11 protein-coding genes are annotated in these 19,920 nt (G+C 47.7%); all 11 read left to right on the forward strand.

Annotated features, from left to right (window positions below):
- The first annotated feature begins 271 nt into the window (after nt 1-271).
- The 11 genes from C7460_RS18025 to C7460_RS18075 all read left to right on the forward strand — a co-directional run bounded on the left by C7460_RS18025 (nt 272) and on the right by C7460_RS18075 (nt 19,765).
- A complete protein-coding gene (locus C7460_RS18025) occupies nt 272-2,080 on the forward strand; it encodes an arylsulfatase (protein WP_170148091.1) in 1,809 nt (602 codons plus the stop codon).
- 4 nt (nt 2,081-2,084) lie between these two features.
- Entirely contained in the window at nt 2,085-3,554 is a 1,470-nt protein-coding gene (locus C7460_RS18030) for a sulfatase family protein (protein ID WP_115869534.1), read from the forward strand.
- 18 nt (nt 3,555-3,572) lie between these two features.
- Complete coding sequence (locus C7460_RS18035; RefSeq protein ID WP_115869535.1) at nt 3,573-5,150, forward strand: sulfatase family protein; 1,578 nt, start codon at nt 3,573-3,575, stop codon at nt 5,148-5,150.
- A 2-nt stretch (nt 5,151-5,152) separates the two neighbouring features.
- Nucleotides 5,153-6,025: an alpha/beta hydrolase gene (locus C7460_RS18040; RefSeq protein WP_115869536.1), complete on the forward strand. Its 873-nt coding sequence runs from the start codon at nt 5,153-5,155 to the stop codon at nt 6,023-6,025.
- Between the two features lie 6 nt (nt 6,026-6,031).
- Nucleotides 6,032-7,816: an arylsulfatase gene (locus C7460_RS18045; RefSeq protein ID WP_115869537.1), complete on the forward strand. Its 1,785-nt coding sequence runs from the start codon at nt 6,032-6,034 to the stop codon at nt 7,814-7,816.
- Nucleotides 7,817-7,818: 2 nt separating this feature from the next.
- Nucleotides 7,819-9,747: a hypothetical protein gene (locus C7460_RS18050; RefSeq protein ID WP_115869538.1), complete on the forward strand. Its 1,929-nt coding sequence runs from the start codon at nt 7,819-7,821 to the stop codon at nt 9,745-9,747.
- Nucleotides 9,748-9,754: 7 nt separating this feature from the next.
- Nucleotides 9,755-11,386 (forward strand): sulfatase family protein, encoded by a 1,632-nt coding sequence (locus tag C7460_RS18055; RefSeq protein ID WP_221409577.1) that lies wholly within the window; start codon nt 9,755-9,757, stop codon nt 11,384-11,386.
- Between the two features lie 94 nt (nt 11,387-11,480).
- Entirely contained in the window at nt 11,481-14,336 is a 2,856-nt protein-coding gene (locus C7460_RS18060; RefSeq protein ID WP_147303017.1) for a sulfatase-like hydrolase/transferase, read from the forward strand.
- Nucleotides 14,337-14,532: 196 nt separating this feature from the next.
- Nucleotides 14,533-16,203, forward strand: coding sequence for an FAD-dependent oxidoreductase (locus tag C7460_RS18065; protein WP_115869541.1), 1,671 nt, complete (start codon nt 14,533-14,535; stop codon nt 16,201-16,203).
- 4 nt (nt 16,204-16,207) lie between these two features.
- On the forward strand, nt 16,208-16,951 hold the full coding sequence (locus C7460_RS18070) for an SGNH/GDSL hydrolase family protein (RefSeq protein WP_115869542.1): 744 nt from the start codon (nt 16,208-16,210) through the stop codon (nt 16,949-16,951).
- A gap of 90 nt (nt 16,952-17,041) precedes the next feature.
- Nucleotides 17,042-19,765: a hypothetical protein gene (locus C7460_RS18075; RefSeq protein ID WP_115869543.1), complete on the forward strand. Its 2,724-nt coding sequence runs from the start codon at nt 17,042-17,044 to the stop codon at nt 19,763-19,765.
- Nucleotides 19,766-19,920: the final 155 nt, after the last annotated feature.

Here is a 19,920-nt window from a genome sequence, read left to right on the forward strand (position 1 = left end):
GATCGCGAAAGCCACTACACGGATAAGTCAGGGACCTATGCCTATAAATTCTGATTCAATTTCCGATTATGATGTTCTCTAGATCAAAAGGGCCTATGCAGCACACTGCGTCCATACTAGAAACATGAGTTATCATTTGTGAGCCATGAGTCATAGGCATCCTAAGCGTTATGACGCAGTTTTGTTGTGGAGAAAATCCGGGGGTTCGCCCCATATGGTTTTCATGAATCTAATGAAATTACACTTAGACCAATTATTTTTCAGCTCAACGATGAAGAGACTTCCCAACTTATTGTTTGCACTACTGGCAGTACATTTTTTGGCTTCATGCCAAAACCCGGAGCCTACACCTCCCAACGTGATCATGATCGTGGTAGATGATCAGGGGTATGGAGATATTGCCGCCCATGGCAACCCATGGATCAAAACGCCAAACATAGACGAGCTCCATTCGAAAAGTGTGCGCCTCACCGACTACCACGTGAGTCCTACCTGTGCGCCCACTCGTGCCGCATTGCTCACGGGCCATCACAACCTTCGTACCGGAGTGTTTTTCACCATTTTGGGACGCTCGCTGATTTTGGAGCGTGAAAAAACCATGGCGCAGGTATTTAAAGAAAACGGCTATAGCACAGCCATTTTTGGAAAGTGGCACCTGGGAGACAATTACCCTTTCCGTCCGGAGGACAAAGGCTTTGATGAGGTGCTGGTCCACAATGGTGGCGGTATCGGGCAGACCATGGATTATTGGAACAATGACTACTTCAACGACATGTACATGCACAATGGACAGCTGGAGCAGTATGAAGGCTACTGCACTGATGTGTGGTTTGACAATGCCAAAAAGTACATCGAGTCCAAGAAAGATGAGCCGTTTTTTTGCTACCTGGCTACCAATGCTGCCCACTCACCGTACTGGGTAGAGAATAAATACTATGAGCAGTACGAGGGCAATGACAACATCCCACATAAGCCATTTTATGGCATGATCGCCAATATTGATGAAAACATCGGCAAGCTGATGAACTACCTGGAGTCTTCGGGTCAACTGGACAACACCATTGTGATCTTTAGTTCAGACAATGGCTCGGCACAAGGAGCCAAAATAGACAAGTCTGTCAACAACTGGGACGGACCTGTAGTGCAAGGATACAATGCCGGCATGCGGGGTATCAAGGCGAGTATGTACGAAGGAGGTCATCGGGTGCCGTTTTATATCCACTGGCCCAATGGAGGACTGGATGAGGGTAGGGACATAGATGCACTTACAGCTCATTATGATGTTTTTCCTACACTCGTGGACCTGTGCGGGTTGAAAGTGGAGCCGGCCATCGAGTTTGATGGACAGAGCATGGTGCCGCTTCTACAGGGCAAAACAGAAGATTTTGACGATCGGTTTGTGTTTGTCAACACACAGTTTTCTGCCACGCAGGTACCCTGGAAGCGCACCACGGTGATGCACCAAAACTGGCGACTGGTAGAAGGCAGGGAGCTCTACGATCTCAGCACAGATCCGGGGCAAACCACCAATGTGGCCGATCAATATCCGGAAATGGTCGCGAAACTTACGGCAGAATATGATCAATGGTGGGCAGAGATTTCTCCCACGTTTGAAGAAAAACCATTCTTTATTGTAGGGCATGAAGCAGAAAACCCGATGACGCTATTTTGCCATGACTGGCACTCGGATAGTTACACTCCATGGGCACAGCGTCACATCAGGTCGGGCTATGTCAACAATGGCTTCTGGCGTGTTAGAGTTGCCGAGGCGGGTACCTATAAATTTGAGTTGCGCAGGTGGCCGGAGGAGACCGGCCTGGCACTCCATGCGGAAGCGCCCATCAGACCAGCACTACCTGGCACGAGTGTGGACGCCAGCAAGCCAGGCAAGTCCCTAAGTATCCAACAGGCACGTATAAAAATTCAAGATCAGGAATACAGCAGCCCTGTAGCTGGAAATGAGGAATATGTAGGGTTTACCATGGAGCTACAACCAGGAGAGAGCCATCTTCAAACATGGTTTACTCTGGAGGATGGCACTGAGCTAGGCGCCTATTATGTGAAGATCGAGAAGATATAAGCCTATGAATCAATTTTCATTTCTCTGTTTGATTACACTTTGCATAGCGCTCGTAGGAGGTGGCTGTACGCCAAAAAAACCAGACACCACACAACCCAATGTGATCGTCATCCTCATGGATGACGTGGGCTACGGTGATTTGGGTAGTTATGGAGCCACGGGCTATACCACTCCCAACATTGATCGGTTAGCCAGTGAGGGTACCCGGTTTACCAACTTCTATGCGGCTCAGCCGGTGTGCAGTGCTTCCAGAGCCGGATTACTCACCGGATGTTATCCCAACCGGATCGGTATTTCCGGGGCATTGTTTCCCCGTGATACTGTGGGGCTCAATACCGATGAATACACCATGGCGGAGATGTTTAAAGATCAGGGCTATGCCACTGCATGTATTGGCAAATGGCACCTGGGCTGGCAAAAGGAGTTTTTGCCGATGCAACATGGGTTTGATGAGTATTTTGGCCTTCCATACTCCAATGACATGTGGCCACACTCTGATGTGACGGGCGAAAGGGTGCCCGAAAACCACGGAAGAAATAAATATCCCGAACTACCACTGATTGAAGGAAATGAAACCATTAGAACGCTCACGAGCCTGAAGGATCAGGACCAGCTCACTACGCTTTACACCGAAAAGGCGGTGGATTTTATCCAAAGGAATGTAGACCAACCGTTTTTTCTGTACTTGCCGCATACTATGACACACATTCCCTTAGGTGTTTCAGATAAGTTTCGCGGCAAAAGTGAGCAAGGGCTTTACGGTGATGTGATGATGGAAGTGGACTGGTCAGTAGGAGAAATCATGAAAGCACTGGAGCAAAATGGGCTTTCGGACAATACCCTGGTGGTATTCACCTCCGACAATGGCCCCTGGACCTGGTTTGGCAATCACGGAGGCTCTTCGGGAGGGTTGAAAGACGGTAAGCTCACCAACTGGGATGGAGGGCAAAGGGTGCCGTTTATCATCCGGTGGCCCGGACAGGTGCCGGCTGGAGCCATCAGTAATGAGCTGGCCTGCGCTATAGACCTGCTGCCCACATTTGCAAGTATTACTGGCGGTCAGCTGTCCGAAAATAAAATAGACGGAGTTGATATCAGTCCATTGCTTAGAAACACCCAGGCAAAAAGTCCTCGCGAGAGTGTGTTGTACTATTTCAATAAAAACCGACTAAATGCGGTGCGCAAAGGCATTTGGAAACTGGTGCTTCCGCATAGTTATGCTCAGCTAATTACGCCCGGTAAGGATGGCCATCGGGGTAAGGTGCAGAAACGTTCTGTGGAGCAGCCTGAGCTTTACAACCTTATGTCCGATCCTGGAGAGCAATACAATGTAATAGACCTGTATCCTGAGAAGGTGACGGAGATTATGCTGGTGGTAGAAACAGCCAGAATGGAGCTTGGAGATACCAATGTGGGGCGTACCACCGGACAAGAAATCCGCCCGATTGGTACACTTTCAGGATCTAATAACTAATTGATAATCAAATTATTAATGATTCGAATTAATCAGATTCTTTTTTTTGCATTTACCCTTTGGATAGGGGTGAGCTGTAACCAGCAGGCACCAGACACCTCTCGTCCCAACATCGTCATCATCTATACCGATGATCAGGGCTATGGAGATGTGAGCGCACTCAATCCCAATGCCAAGTTTCAAACACCCAACATCGACAAGATTGCCAATGAAGGTGTAATATTTACAGATGGTCACAGCAGCGATGCGGTGTGTACACCGTCGAGGTATTCACTACTCACCGGCCGCTATAGCTGGCGGACGTCACTGAAGGAAAACGTACTGCGCGCAGATGGTCCTTGTCTCATAGAGGAAGACCGGATGACGCTGGCTTCCATGCTTAGCGATCAGGGATACCATACTGCGATGGTAGGCAAGTGGCACCTGCAGATGGAGTTTGAAGGTACCGTAAACGAAAGCAGGGACTGGTCCAAACCTTTTCGCGAAGGTCCGATAGATCGGGGGTTTGACTATTTTTTCGGTATTCCTGCCTCCATGAACTATGGCATCCTGACCTATCTGGAAAACGATCGGGTGCTGGATCCTCCGGTGTTATTTACCAAAAAGAAAATGGACGTAACTCCACGCACCTACCGCATGACCCCTCCTTACAAAGAGGAGTGGAGCCGTGGATACCTGGAAGTGGCTCCTACTTTCAATGACGAAGAGGTGCTGGAAAAGTTTGCAACGCGAGCGGTACAATACATCAATGATCGTGCAGCTGCCGCCAAAGCGGGTGATCCCTTTTTTCTCTACATGCCGCTCACCAGTCCTCATTTGCCGCATTGTACACACCCTGACTTTCAGGGCATCAGCGCTTGTGGAAACTATGGAGACTTTATGGTAGAAACCGACTATCGAGTTGGACAGGTACTGGAGGCTTTGCGGGCCAATGGCCTGGAAGAGAATACCCTGGTGGTCTTTTCGTCAGACAATGGAGCAGAGAGCAACTATGTGTACCAAAGGGATACGTATGGACACTACAGTTCTTTACATTTTAAAGGAGGCAAACGAGACATCTACGAAGGAGGCCATCGCGTGCCGTTTTTGATGCGCTGGCCTGCAGCTATTCCTGCAGGCACTACTGTGGACCTACCCGTATGTCAGACAGACTATATGGCTACCATTGCGGAGATCGTGGGTGTACAGCTGCCCGATCATGCAGCAGAGGACAGTCACAGCCTCCTTCCGCTCATTCAGCCGGAAGGCAAATCAGCTTATGACTCCAGTCGTGTGGTGGTCAATCATTCGTTTACCGGACACTTTGCTATACGCAAAGGGAAGTGGAAGCTCAACATGTTTCGAGGCTCGGGAGGCTCCCTGAAGCCAAAATTTATAGAGCCGGAGGAAGGTGAAGCACCGTATGAGCTCTACAACCTGGCGGAGGATCCCGGAGAAACCACCAACCTGTATTTTGAGCACCCGGCCATCGTAGCGCAGCTGGAAAAAGAAATCACTGAGGTCATACAATCTGGGCGCTCCACACCAGGAGCCCCACAGCCCTATGTCAATGAAAACTGGCCTCAAATCAACTGGATCGCACAAGAATCAAACTAATCATGAAGCAAATACTCATAGCAATGTTGCTCTTTACAGTAGGAGCTGTAAATGCGCAAAGCGTAAAATCAATCATTGAGGCCGCGGATAAAAAGGAGCCCATTACGCTAACCTACAAAACCATCGATAGCGTCTCGCTGGACATGACCATTCACTATCCCGAAAACTTTAAAAAACGGAAGAAATACCCTACCATCATTTTCTTTTTCGGTGGTGGCTGGAATGGAGGCACTGTAAAGCAGTTTTTGCCACAAGCGGAATATCTGGCTTCCAGAGGCATGATCGCTGTACGTGCCGACTACCGCGTAAAGTCACGGCACAAAACCACACCTTATGAGTCGGTGGCGGATGCCAAATCTGCCATTCGCTTTTTGCGAAAGCATGCCAAAACGCTCAATGTACATCCGAAGAAAATTGTGGCTTCCGGTGGATCGGCGGGTGGACACCTGGCTGCAGCTACGGCCAACTGTCCCACACTTGACGAGCCGGATGAGGACCTGAGCATTAGCTCTAAGCCCAATGCGACGGTGCTGTTTAATCCCGTATTTGACAATGGACCTGACGGCTTTCAGAATGAGCGGATGGGTGAGCGCTGGCGGGAGATTTCGCCGGCACACAACATTACCGCTGAAGCACCGCCTACTATCGTTTTTCTAGGCAAAGAAGATCATCTGATTCCGGTATCTATCGCAGAAAACTATAAAGCCAAAATGGATGAAGCAGGGGCTCGATGTGAGCTATTTCTATACGATGAGGCTGGGCACGGCTTCTTTAACAATTACAAATACGATGGGAAGTTTTACACCCTCACCGTACGTGAGATGGATCAATTTTTAAAGTCGCTCAAGTACCTCAAAGGTGAACCTGAACTATAAACCACTATGAAAAAATTACTGACTATTGTTTTACTGACGTGCTTTGGTATGCAGGCGGCATCAGCACAAAATACCAGTCCTGAGCGCCCAAATATCATTTTCATCATTACTGATGACCAGGGGATGGGCGATCTGGGATGCACCGGTAACCCTTACATCAAGACGCCCAACCTTGATCAATTTTACAACGAGTCGGTACACCTGACCAACTATCACGTGTCTACCACCTGTGCACCTACCCGCGCATCGATCATGACCGGGCGCCACTGCAACAGGGTAAATGTCTACCACACCATAGCCGGGCGTTCGCTGCTCCTGGAAGATGAAACCACCTTGCCAGAGGTATTAGCCCAAAACGGCTACAAAAATGGCATGTTTGGCAAGTGGCATCTTGGAGATAATTATCCCTTTCGGCCGCAGGACCGGGGCTTTCACCAGGTGGTCATGCATGGTGCCGGTGGAGTAGGCCAGGGACCCGACTACTGGGGCAATGACTACTTTGATGACACTTATTTCAAAAATGGTGAACCAAAAAAATACGAGGGCTATTGCACGGATGTCTTTTTCGGTGAGGCACTGGAGTTTATTGAGAGCAACAAAGACCAGCCGTTCTTCTGCTACCTGTCTACGAATGCTCCCCATGGACCTTACAACCTACCGAAGGAGTATTTTGAGATGTATCAGGGAAAGCAATACAAAGACCTGAACGAGCGTCTCCTGCGGTTTTATGGGATGATCACCAACATTGACGACAATTTCAAAAAGCTCGAAGAAAAGCTCGAAGAACTGGACCTGGCCGACAATACCATCCTGATCTTTACCACCGACAATGGTACCTCTGCCGGTCGCAGTACTTACAATGCAGGCCTCAAAGGCGGCAAAGGCAGCCAATACGATGGAGGCCATCGCGTACCTTTTTTCATCCGCTGGCCCAACGGTGAACTCACCGGAGGAAAAGATATCGATCAATTGGTGGCACACTATGACCTACTGCCCACTTTCGTCGAATTGCTGGACTTAAACTTTCATCCGAAAAAACCATTGGATGGCAAAAGCCTAAAACCTTTGCTCACAGAAGACAATCCCGAATGGGAAAATCGAATCCTCTACATGGACACGCAGCGGGAGCAAAATCTGGTGAAGTACCGCAAGTACACCGTCATGGATGAGCACTGGCGCCTGGTAGACGGAGATAAGCTCTATGACATGCGGGTAGACCGAGGGCAGGAAAACAATGTGATCGGTAACTACCCGGAGGTAGCAGCTCGTCTGGCTGTGGGCTATGAGCGTTGGTGGCAGTCGTTTATCGATGAGGGAGTAGATGAAAAGTATGCTTACATCAAAGTGGGTTCACCGTATGAAAACCCTACAAAAATATCCGCTCATGACCTGATCAGTGGAAGATACGCCAATGCGTGGCATCAAAACAGTGCGATACGGCCGTCTCCGGCAGGAGGAAGTTGGAAAATCGAATTTGTAGCAGATGGGGAGTACACCATTACACTGAGGAGGTTTCCGCGCGAAAGTCAGCTGGCTATCAATGCCACTTTCCCGGCGCAGGAAAAAACTATAGAATACGATCGGGTGGCACCAGCAGGTGAAAAGAATGATTTTAAAAAGGCTTTCCTTTATCTGGCAGACTTTTCCAAATCCCAGGACATAAATGACGGACAGGAGGAAGTGACTTTTAAAGCACGGATCCCTGCTGGTAAGTACGACATGGAGGCAGAGCTGCTAGATGAGGCAGGAAGAAGACATCCGGCTTATTACGTGTACATCGAAAAGCTTTGAGTATGAAAAAGCTGGGCATTATCCTCTGTATGGTTGCTTTTTTCGGCTGTAGCCAAGCACAAGAGCCACAGACGCTGGACATAGCAAAGTATCTGGCCCTGGCAGACCCAGAGGGCATTCACCCGAATGAGCAGCAACTGGCGATGTTGGAGGGTGTCATCCCTGAAGAACCCTTTCAGCCCGCGCCTGCCTACACAGATCGACAGTACTGGACAGGTTTTGCAGATACAGACTTAGGGAAGTATTATTTGAAAGAGGCAGATGAGCTGAAAGACCGGGAGTCCGAGGTACCCATTTCCGATGAAATATACCGCAGGGCAAATCGCGAAGGAAATCGTGGGATTTATAAGCCACGCTATTACCGTACCATGGACCGGCTGGAGAAGTTTATCCTGGCAGAGTGCATGCGCAATGACGGGCAGTATCTAGACGCTATAGAAGCACATGCCCGAGCCATTCTGTCTATGAAATCATGGATCCATCCCAATCACGATGACGATGAAAACACAGTGCTGGAGGGGAAACGCGTGCACATTGACCTGGGAGCACGCAAGTTTGCCCTGGTGCTGGCACTGGCGGATGAGCTGCTGGCGGACAAACTACCCACCGATTTGAGGACCGAAATCAATACACAGCTCAAATGGCGAATTACGGATTCTTATCTGGCTTCTACCAAGCAGCGAAAACCAAAAAGCAATAGCTGGATACGCAGCACCAGCAACTGGAACTCGGTTTGCACATCAGGTACGCTGTTTACCATTATGGTGGCCGAGGAAAGTCATGAAAAGCGTCTGCAAGCGGTAGGTAGTGCCATCAACAGCATGCGTTACTACTTGTCAGGGTTTGGTGAGGATGGTTATTGCTCAGAAGGTACAGGCTATTGGAATTATGGGTTTGGCCACTACCTCTACCTGGCAGAGATACTTTATGATTACTCAGGTGGAAGTATCAACTTGTTTGCCTTTGACAATCCTGAGAAACTCAAGCGGGTAGCTAATTTTCCCGAACTGTTCCAGATACATCCGGGGCTTTATTCTCCATTTTCGGATGGTGTCACACGTGTGAAAAGTGGTAGTGACAACTTTGCCTACCTGATGGCTACCAAATACTATGGCGCTCAGAAGCAGGATGCTTTCAGGCCCAATGAATCGGTACAGTCCATTGTGCTGGGGGCAGCATATAAAAATTACGTGGGTGACACACCTGAGCCGGTAAATCTGCCATCAGTCACGTACTTTGATGACTATGGCGTGGTGATTTCCCGTGGACAGCAAGCGGTTCCGTTTTCTATATCCATCAAAGCAGGGCACAACGACGAAAACCACAATCACATGGATGTGGGTAGCTACATCATCGCCTATGGAGATGAAATTCTGGCCGGAGACATTGGTGCTCCTTCGTACCGGGCAGGTGCCTTTTCGGACAACAATCCAGCCCGTAGCTCATGGGGGCACCCTGTGCCCAGGATCAACAACACCCTTCAGTCCAAAGGAAGGAAGTTTGCGGGGAAGGTGTTGGAAACAGATTTTTCTTCGGCATACGACCAGTTGGTGATGGACATCCTGCCGGCCTATGAAGTGCCCGAGTTGAAAACCCTCACTCGATCGATGAAAAATGATAAAACAGGCGCAGGTACTGTCACCGTTACCGATGCATTTACGGCTAATGAACCAGTAAAATTTGGCACGGCCATTATGACACTTAGTGACTATGAAATAGTCGATGCTCAAACACTAATATTAACTGAGAATGGTCAGCAGGTAAAAGCTGTGGTCACCGCCACAGGTGGCCGTGTAACGCTTAACGATGAGCAAGTGCCAGTAGAGCACCTGAGAGAAGGCGGTCCGGCATTTCGTATCGGGGTGGATTTTGTGGAGCCCCTGGCCGAAGGAAGTATAACCGTAACTTATACACCACTGACAGAACAATAAAATGACAATGCACCAATATCTCAACAGCAATAGAATTCTTACAGCTCTGATACTCCTGGTCTTTATCAGTGGATGCACTTCAAAGCAGGAGCAGGAGGACTCGCGTCCCAATATTCTCTTCATTATGTCTGATGACCATGCCTACCAGGCCATCAGTGCTTATAGCGATTACCTGATCCAAACGCCCAATATAGACCGGATTGCCAAAGAGGGAATGCGCTTTACCAATGCCTGTGTCACCAACTCCATTTGTGCACCCTCCAGAGCAACCATCCTTACCGGAAAGCACACCCATATCAATGGAAAGATTGACAATTTGTCGGCCTTTGATACCACGCAAGTTACGTTTCCGCAGCTCTTTCAAGCAGCCGGCTATGAGACGGCCATGTTCGGGAAACTGCATTTTGGTAACAACCCAAAGGGTGTGGATGACTTCATGATCTTGCCGGGGCAGGGAGATTACCTAAACCCTGACTTTATCACGCCAGAAGGAGACACCACCATTATGGGCTATGTGACGGACATCATCACCGACCTCACGCTCAACTGGCTAAAGGAAAAGCGGAATCCAGAAAAGCCCTTCCTGATGATGTATTTGCATAAAGCTCCCCACCGAAACTGGTGGCCAAGGGGCGACAAGTTTCAGAAATATGCGAAAATGACTTTTCCTGAACCAGAAACTTTGTTTGACGACTATGAAAACAGAGGGACAGCTGCCAAAACAGCGGAGATGAACATCCTGAAGCATATGAAGTACAACAGTGACAGCAAAGTACGACACGAAACAACGGATCGCATGGGAGAAGTAAAGCCTGTGGTGCCGGGCAATCAGACCTGGGGCTACAAAACCTATGCTCGCATGAATGATGCGCAAAAGGCACAATATGATGCCGTCCTGGATTCCATCTCTGACTACTTCGAAGCGAACTGGCCAACGATGACGGATGAAGAAAAAATCAAATGGAAGTACCAGCGCTATATGCAGGATTATCTGGCATGCATCGAGTCTGTGGACGATAACGTAGGGCGTGTGCTCGACTATCTCGACGAAAGTGGGCTAGCCGAAAACACCATCGTAGTATACACCTCCGATCAGGGATTTTACCTGGGCGAACATGGCTGGTTCGACAAGCGCTTTATCTATAATGAGTCCTTCAAAACACCTTTATTGATTCGCTGGCCCAATAAGATTCAACCAGGGATCACCAATGAGGAAATGGTACAAAACCTCGACTTTGCACAGACTTTTCTGGAAGCCGCAAATATCTCAGCACCTGACGACATGCAGGGCGAAAGTTTGATGCCGCTCCTGACCGGAAAGGATTCACTTTGGACGAGAGATGCGGTCTATTACCACTTTTATGAGTACCCGTCTGTGCACATGGTGAAGCGTCACTATGGGATCGTCACTAAAGAATTCAAGCTGGTGCATTTTTACTACGATGTGGATGAGTGGGAGCTCTACGACCGTCAGAAAGACCCAATGGAAATGCAGAATGTCATTGACGATCCGGCGTATCAGGACGTGGTGACTGATCTTAAAGAACAACTCAAAGCATTGAGACTAAAATACAAAGACTCACCGGAGCTGGATGCCAGGTTCATACAGGAAGCACGGAATCGGCAAGTGAAAAAGTAGGAGAAACTCGTCTATGATGTGCTAGCGGGAGTTTCTCAGGATAGGGCGATGATGAGGTTGTTGTGAAAAGAGTGATAAAAGAATAGGAAATGTTATGAAACGAAGATTATTAATATTGAAAAGCGCACTAGTGGTGTGTCTTCTGGGGTGTGCTGTTGCAGCGCAATCCCAAACGTTTGACGATCTGTCTCAAAATTTTACCTTCACCTTTTCGGTGGATGGTGATCCAGGTCTTTGGGATATTCTCAATGACGATGATGTAGTGGCCAATGGCCACCTGGCAGCAGCATCCAGCGGATCCAACAAGGACATTCGATACAATAACGGATTTGCAAATGCAGATTTCACTTTGATTCCGGCGGAAGACGTTTACATCGCTATCAAGTACATTGGTCCGTTTGTAGGGGCAAACCCCACCATCCAGTTCAACTCCGGGGGAGCAGGAGGTTGGGGAGCCAAACCCGGCCCCACAGGTACGTTTACAACCAAAGCGGGTAATGAGGTGAAGTACTATTTGCTTTCGGATGTTGCCCCGGGAGACTACACACAGGCAACTTATAACCTTACGTCTATCAATGTTTTCAATAGAAACACCACCGCCGCATATGCTGTAGACTGGATTGCTACATTTTCCTCAGTTGCAGATATTGAAGCTGCTGCTTTGCTGGCAGATGATGGTGCTGGTGATCAAGACGAAGTGGTTCCGGTAAGTGCTGATCTGAAAGAGTTATCAGTAGAAGGGGTGTCGCTATATCCGGGTTTCGATCCAAAACAATTGTCCTATGAAACCATCCTGGCAGAAGGTAGCACGGAAGTGCCTCCAGTGACAGCAAAAGCCGAAGATCCCAATGCCAGTGTAGTGATCACTCCGGCTGAAGAGCTCCCCGGTACTACAACTGTGATGGTCAGTACCGAGGACGGTAGTACCAGTATTGTTTATAGTATCTATTTCAGAGTCAACGAAAGACAGGTGACCGATCGACCTAATATTATTTACCTGATGACCGATGACCAGCGGTGGGACAATATGGGCTGCTATGGAAGGCCGGAGTTTAATACCCCTCACATCGACTCTTTGGCAGAGGAGGGAGTAGTGTTTGACAATGCGGCCTATGCTGTGGCTATCTGTATGCCCAGCCGGGTGACGATGCTCTCAGGGAGGTACCTTTCTAATCACCAGACAGGCTTTGCGGCACCTTCTAACCTGACATTTCCTGTGGCTGAGTTTGCGGAAACTTATCCAGCCAAATTGAAAGAAGCAGGCTACCGAAATGGCTTTATCGGAAAGTTTGGTTTTACCGTTACAGATGAGCGGCAAAGACCCAGCAATAAAATTCCTGATGGGTATACCTACAAAAGTAAAGTTGGGGACGTGTTTGATTTTTTTGCCGGAGCAGAAACCCGTGATGATCACCCAACCCATGGAGTGCAGATTTGGCCGGAAGATGATTTGGGTTTACAGCAAATCTATCATACTGGTCGACCCAGAACTGAAAGAACGCTCAAGACAGGAGATGCCATGCTCAGATTTATTGATACCCAGCCGGCAGATCAGCCCTTTTGTCTGACGACTTTCTTTTATGCTGTGAAACATGATGGTAATGAGTTTCCTGCAGAGCATTATGATCTTTTCAAAAATCAAAATTTTTCAGTGCCTGACAACTACGTGGAAGGCCCTAACAATGACCTCCCACAGGTAGTGCAGGACTATGCGCGTGGATTTAGGCTGCACGTAGAAAGAACCGCCACTTTGGAGCAATACCAGGAGCAAGTGAGGGAGTTTGCCACTCAAGGGTATAGTGTAGATGCTCAGGTGGGCAAGTTGGTTGCCAAGCTCAAAGAGCGCGGCATGCTGGACAACACCATCATTATTTACTCCAGTGACAATGGGCGTTTTCAGGGCTCTCACGGCTTGTATGACAAAGCACTGCTCTACGAAGAGTCTATCAAGCAGCCGCTAATCGTTTTTGATGGACGTAAGGCAGCCGCCGAACGTAAGCGACGTGAAGCAGCTATGATTTCTTCTGTAGATATCGCTCCAACGATTCTTTCACTGGCAGGTGTAGAGGTGCCGGAGATGATGCAGGGTAGTGATTTTAGTGGTGTTTTGGATCAAACTCAGGAGATGTCTGAGTGGCAGGATGCGGTGTTTATTGAGGATCGGTTTCTTAGTTCTATGATTCGCAAAACCCCAGAGCAAAATGATGCCGAAGTAGCAGCTGGTAAATCCTATCGCGCTCATGGAGTACGCACAGCTAAGTGGAAGTATTTTGTCTATCACGAGCAAGATCCGGTCATTGAGGAGCTGTATGATTTGGAAAATGACTCATTGGAACAAAATAATCTGGCAGGTGATGAAGCCTATGCTTCAGTACTGAAAGAATTACGCAAACGCACAGAGGAGCTTTATGCAAAGGCCAGGGGCTTGGCAAAAGACTGTAGTGGTGTTTATGGAGGGACAGCAATGGTTGATGACTGTGGTGTGTGCTCTGGAGGAGATACAGGCGTAGAACCTTCCAGTCCTGCGGTTTGGTATGAGGACGCTGATGGTGATGGATTAGGAGACTCTACCAGCACTGTGAGTGAATGTGTTCAGCCTGAAGGATATGTTGCAGAGAAAGGAGATGAGTGCCCAGATAATGGTGATAAGGTTTCAGCAGGAGAGTGTGGATGTGAGGTTGCTGAAGGTGAGTGTGGAACAATACTGGGCTCCGAAAAACTGTTTGATGGTGCTGCCTTTTATCCTAATCCTGCCACAGGTCAAATCACAATTAGAGCTGAAAAAGGTTGTTTAGTGGAAATTTATAGTGTCGATGGTACTCAGAAACTGAAATTTAAGATGGTGTCAAAGACCAGGAGAGTCTCTTTGATGCATCTAGATTCTGGACTTTATTTGGTTAGGTTAAAGATGCAGAATAGAACCATTGAGAAAAAACTGGTCGTGGATTAGCGCTTCATTTTTATGTGATTGGGTAGATGGTCTAGTCATGGATGGTGACCGTAAGAAATTAGGGTGGTTTCAATAGTTAGTCTATTGAAAGGTGAAGTTGGGTGTTTGGGTCATTATTTATTTGGGTTGGGTCATAATTGACAAAATGGACTCTTTGTTTCCACTAACCTTGTCAATGACACAACCATTCACAAATATGAAAGGAAGATCCATAACAAGTTTATTTGGGAGTATACTGCTCACAATTCTGGTGTTGAGCTGCTCCCAACCATCCACAGACAAAGACGCTGACGTAGTAATCTATGGAGGTACTAGTGCTGCTATTACAGCGGCAGTTCAGCTTGCCCAGATGGATAAATCAGTCCTCATTGTTTGCCCAGAAAAACACATTGGCGGTTTATCCGCAAGTGGACTTGGTTTTACCGATGTTGGTGATAAATCAGTGATTGGCGGACTGTCTCGCGAGTTTTACCATCGGGTGTATTTGCATTACCAAAATGAAGACGCCTGGAACTGGCAGCCAAGATCGGAATATGGTAACGAAGCCCAGGGTACCACAGCCATCAATGATAGTATGCAAACCATGTGGACCTTTGAACCACATGTGGCGGAGCAAATTTTTGAAGAATTCATTGCTGAAAATAGCATCGAAGTGCTCCGGGACGAATGGCTCGATCGTGAAAATGGTGTGGAGATGGAAGGTAAGCAAATCAAATCCATCACAATGTTGAGCGGAAAAACCTTTAAAGCAGACATTTTTATGGACGCCACCTACGAAGGTGACCTCATGGCTGCTGCGGGTGTAAATTATCACGTAGGTAGAGAGGCCAATAGCGTCTACAACGAAACCTGGAACGGCGTACAAAAAGGACATTTCCACCACAGTCACAATTTCCATCACCAGCAATTAAATATCAGTCCATATGTTATCCCGGGGGATCCGAGCAGCGGGGTTTTGCCACGCATCTCTACCGAACCTCTAGGAGAAAATGGTACCGGAGACAAGCGCATACAAGCTTATAATTACCGCCTTTGCACCACTGATGCTGAAGGTAATGTAGAGCCATTTGAAAAGCCGGAAAACTACGATTCGGCGGAGTATGAACTACTCAGACGTATATTTCGTGCAGGTCGTCATGCCATGTTTGGGGGAGGGAGAATTCCCAATGGCAAGCGAGATGTAAACAACGTTGGGCCATTTAGTTCGGACAACATCGGTATGAATTATGACTATCCAGAGGCTTCTTACGAGGAAAGAAAGGCGATTTTAGAAGAGCATATCAACTACCACAAAGGGCTTTTATATTTCTGGGGCCATGATGAAAGTGTTCCAAAAGAGCTCAGAGAGAATTTTAAAAAGTGGGGACTTGCCAAAGACGAGTTTGTAGACAATGACCATTGGCCTTACCAGATATATGTACGGGAAGCCAGAAGAATGATTGGTGAGTTTGTCATGACGGAAAATGAAATCATGGGCAGAAGTCCCGTGAAGCAACCTATCGGTATGGGCGCATATACTATGGATTCGCACAATACGCAGCGCTACATTACAGAGGAAGGGTATGTGCAAAACGAAGGCGATTTGGGGGTAGAGCCCGAGCAACCATATCAGATTCACCTTGGTACCATTCTACCCAAAAAAGAAGAATGCGAAAACTTACTCGTGCTTACTGCAGTGTCCAGCTCGCACATTGCCTTTGGGTCTATCCGGATGGAGCCTGTGTTTATGATCCTTGGACAAAGTGCAGGAGTGGTGGCAGGTATGTCAGTGGACAAAGGCAAGGCCGTTCATGAGCTCAAGTATGAGGACATAAAACAAGAGCTACTAAATGCTGATCAAATACTAAGTGCCGATAGACGACTGTAAGTCAATGAAACATGTAAAGTGGAGCAATACCAGTTACGGCTTTCAGTGGAGGTCGCTTTGCTTTGTGCTGGCCTATTTGGTTATGTTCACATTAGCCGGGCAGGTCAGTGTAATCAATGCAGGAGTGGGTGGAAACAATACATTCAACCTTTTGGATCGGTTGGAGGAGGATGTCCTTCAAAAACATCCGGGTATGGTCATTTTAATGGTTGGGACCAATGATATGTTGAATTCACGAAAGATGCTTTCCTATGCAACATACGCTGATAATTTGAAATTGATAGTGAGTAGGATCAAGCAAAATGGTGCTGAGGTCCTTCTATTGAGCCCTCCGCCTGTAGATACTAGTTACCTGTTTGATAGGCACGATCGCGACTTATTTACAGATCCCCCAAATGTACGGTTGGACTCAGCAAAAGCAATAATGCAGAAGCTCGCAACAGACTCCAGCGTTCATTTTCTGGATCTCAATTTGAAGTTTCGGGCATTGAATTTACCGAATCATAACCAGGATTTGTTCATCAAAAATGAACGAAATAGTTCCAAGCGCGATGGTGTTCATCCCACGGGGTTGGGGTATCATTTCATAGCCATGAATGTATACCACATACTGCTTGAGCATGCTTTAGTCTCTGCAAACATGAAAATTATCTGTTTTGGAGATTCTATTACCAGAGGGGGTGGAAGTGAGGCAGACTGGAGTTACCCCAACATTTTAAGCAAGTTGCTTAATGCCGACTATAAATGAATCATAATTTATAAACGTGGATTGGGAAATTATATCCCTAAAAAGGCTAAAGCCGGAAATTGGCACCATCAAATAAATACAGTCTGAGCAATGCTATTTTTTAAACAGGTCTTCCAAATATTCTTGTTGTTCATCGTTTTTGGACTTCAAGCCCAAATTCCGCTTCCTGAAAATCTGGAAGATGGATTCCCCCGGATTTATGTCAATCAGGAAGGCAAAAAGGATTTGCTGAAAACCATCAAAAAAGAAGCCTGGGCTCAGGAAGTATTGGATGGTATACATCAACGCATCGATGCGCACGTAGAGCGTCATGTGTCAGATCCGGAGTGGATGGTGTCAAGGCTTATGATGTACTGGAAAACAAAGGCAACCAATGTATATGTAGAAGGGATCTACTATTCTCATGCCGATGGGGAAGCACCGGTGCCTACAGTGCGCTTTACGGGCTCCAGAGATTATACTACCGACTATGCCATGCCCGAGCTGGAAGACATCCTGCCGTATATGAATGACGAACGAGGACTTTACCTTGTCAACCGTCGGAAAGAAGGCAGGCCTATGGAGTGGGTAGACCCTTCGGAGACCGGAGGAATTATACATCGCCACAACCAGCGAATTATTGGTTATGCCCGCGATGCAGCGTTTTTGTATTGGCTTGAAGGTGATGAGCGATATGCTCGTTTTGCTTTTGATATATTCGATACCTACATGATGGGCATGTACTACCGCAGCGAACCCATCGACTTACTCAACGGACACATTCAGACGCTTGTTGGGCTTACCTGCTTTCAGGTGATCCACGAGAGCACGCTCACAGATGCTGCCGTATTGTATGATTTTTTACACCAGTATGTGGAAGAGAGTGCACCAGACAGACTAAGACTGTACGACGCAACTATCAAAAAATGGAATGACCTCATCATCAAAAACGGCGTACCTCAAAACAACTGGAACCTCCACCAGGCTAAAATCATCCTAAAAGCTGCCATGGTCTTGCAGGATGACGATCACTACGATGATGGCAAAGGGCGACAGCATTATATCAATTATATCCTGAATGAAACCTCTGCTCGCCAGTGGTCGATGAATCGGTTCCTGGCATATGGTTACGATTTCTCCAATGGTGTTTGGGCCGAGTGTCCGGGCTACTCCTTTGGAGTGATTAAAGATCTCACCAGGTTCATTTATGACTTTGACAATACGTTTGAGCACAACCTGCTGCCCTACATGCCGGTGATGGACAAGGCGGTGCAGGTGCTGCCACAGTACCTGTTTCCCAATGGGCAAACCATTGCTTTTGGTGATAGCAACTACGGCCCACTCAGTACAGATGCTATGGCCCTTATGATCCGATTGGCTCAGAAATATGGTGATACGGACCGGGAAAAGAAATATACAGAGATGTATCGATTGTTTTCTTCAGAGGGAAGCGCCAAAAGCAAGCGTAAGCCCAGAGCACAAATCACCTCCTTCTTTGCCAGCAAGCCGCTGGAGCTGGATCCCAGGTATACTGCAGGCCAGCGGGAGGATTACATCACACAAACTTTCTATGCACCCAATGTGAGCTGGCATGTGCAGCGCATGGGCGAAGGCCAGGACGGAATGATGGTATCCCTCAATGGGTCGCTGGGCAACCATATGCATGCCAATGGCATCAACATGGAACTCTATGGGAAAGGCTTTGTACAAGGCGCAGACCCGGGCAAAGGGGCAGGCTACCTGCAGCCTATTTATTTGGAGTACTATTCACAGTTTCCCGCGCACAACACTGTGATGGTGGATGGAGCATCTTCATATACTGAGATGCTCAGCTACCATGCCTTTGACCTAATGAGTGAATACCCACAGGCAGGACAAAAAAGCGGATACAACCCTGACATCACCTACGCGGATGTCTACTTCCTCGAGCCCGAAACGCGAAGTGACCAAAGCAGGCTGGTGAGCATCGTAAAGACTGGAGCCAGTACCGGATATTACGTTGATGTATTTCGGTCGCGCAAGCAGCGCAAAGGCGATAAGTTTCACGACTATTATTACCACAACCTCGGGCAATCCATGCAGATCATGGACGAATCCGGAACACCTCTGGAGCTGTCTCCCAGCGAAGAGATGGGATTTGCAGGCGGGCATCTGTATGCACTCGATTACATGTGGGACAAGGAGTCGAAGCACACGAGCGAGGACTACCAGGTACAATGGAAAATAGACATGCCTGACGAGCAAGAGGATGTGTACATGAACCTTTGGATGAAAGGAACGGAAGGTAGGGAGGTTTACTCGATAAAGTCGCCACCCAACAAGGCATTTAAGCAAAAAGGGGCTATTCCCTATGAAGTAAGTAAGCAACCTTACCTCACTTTTGCAGCCAGGCAGCATGGAGCGGCCTGGGAGCGCCCGTTCGTATCGGTGTATGAGCCCTACACTTCGGCGGAGGGCAAGCGCATAGCCAGCATAGACGGGTTTGCTGATGAAAATGGAAATAAGGAATTTGTCGGGATACAAATAAGACACAAATCGGGGCGTGAAGACCTGATTTTTTCCCGTGCAAATGGGGCCATGGCCAAATATGGCAAAATGTCCACAGACGCCAGCTATGCATTGATTGGATTGGAGGGCGAAGACCTGGTTCTTTTTATGGGCAATGGTACGTCACTCCAATATGATGAAATCATCGTATCCTCAGAATCACGAGGTAATGTTTCGCTTCAACTCAAAAGTGGTCAATGGATGCTACACAATGAGGTGCCGGTGACTATCGCGAATGGTACAAAACAGCGTCAGTTCGAAGCTGGAGACCTGCGTCCTATTTTCTAGTTGCCTCCTGGTATTAACCAGGTTTGGATAGATTCATGGGGCTAAAGGTGCCATAGCTTATACCCAAAAGGTCATAATTTATAGAGAGGTTATTCACTCGTTGACATATTTGTGAATGGCGATTATTGAAAATCGCCATCACTAACCCCTTATTG

The sequence above is a fragment of the Marinoscillum furvescens DSM 4134 genome (assembly GCF_003386095.1).
GTDB lineage: Bacteria > Bacteroidota > Bacteroidia > Cytophagales > Cyclobacteriaceae > Marinoscillum > Marinoscillum furvescens.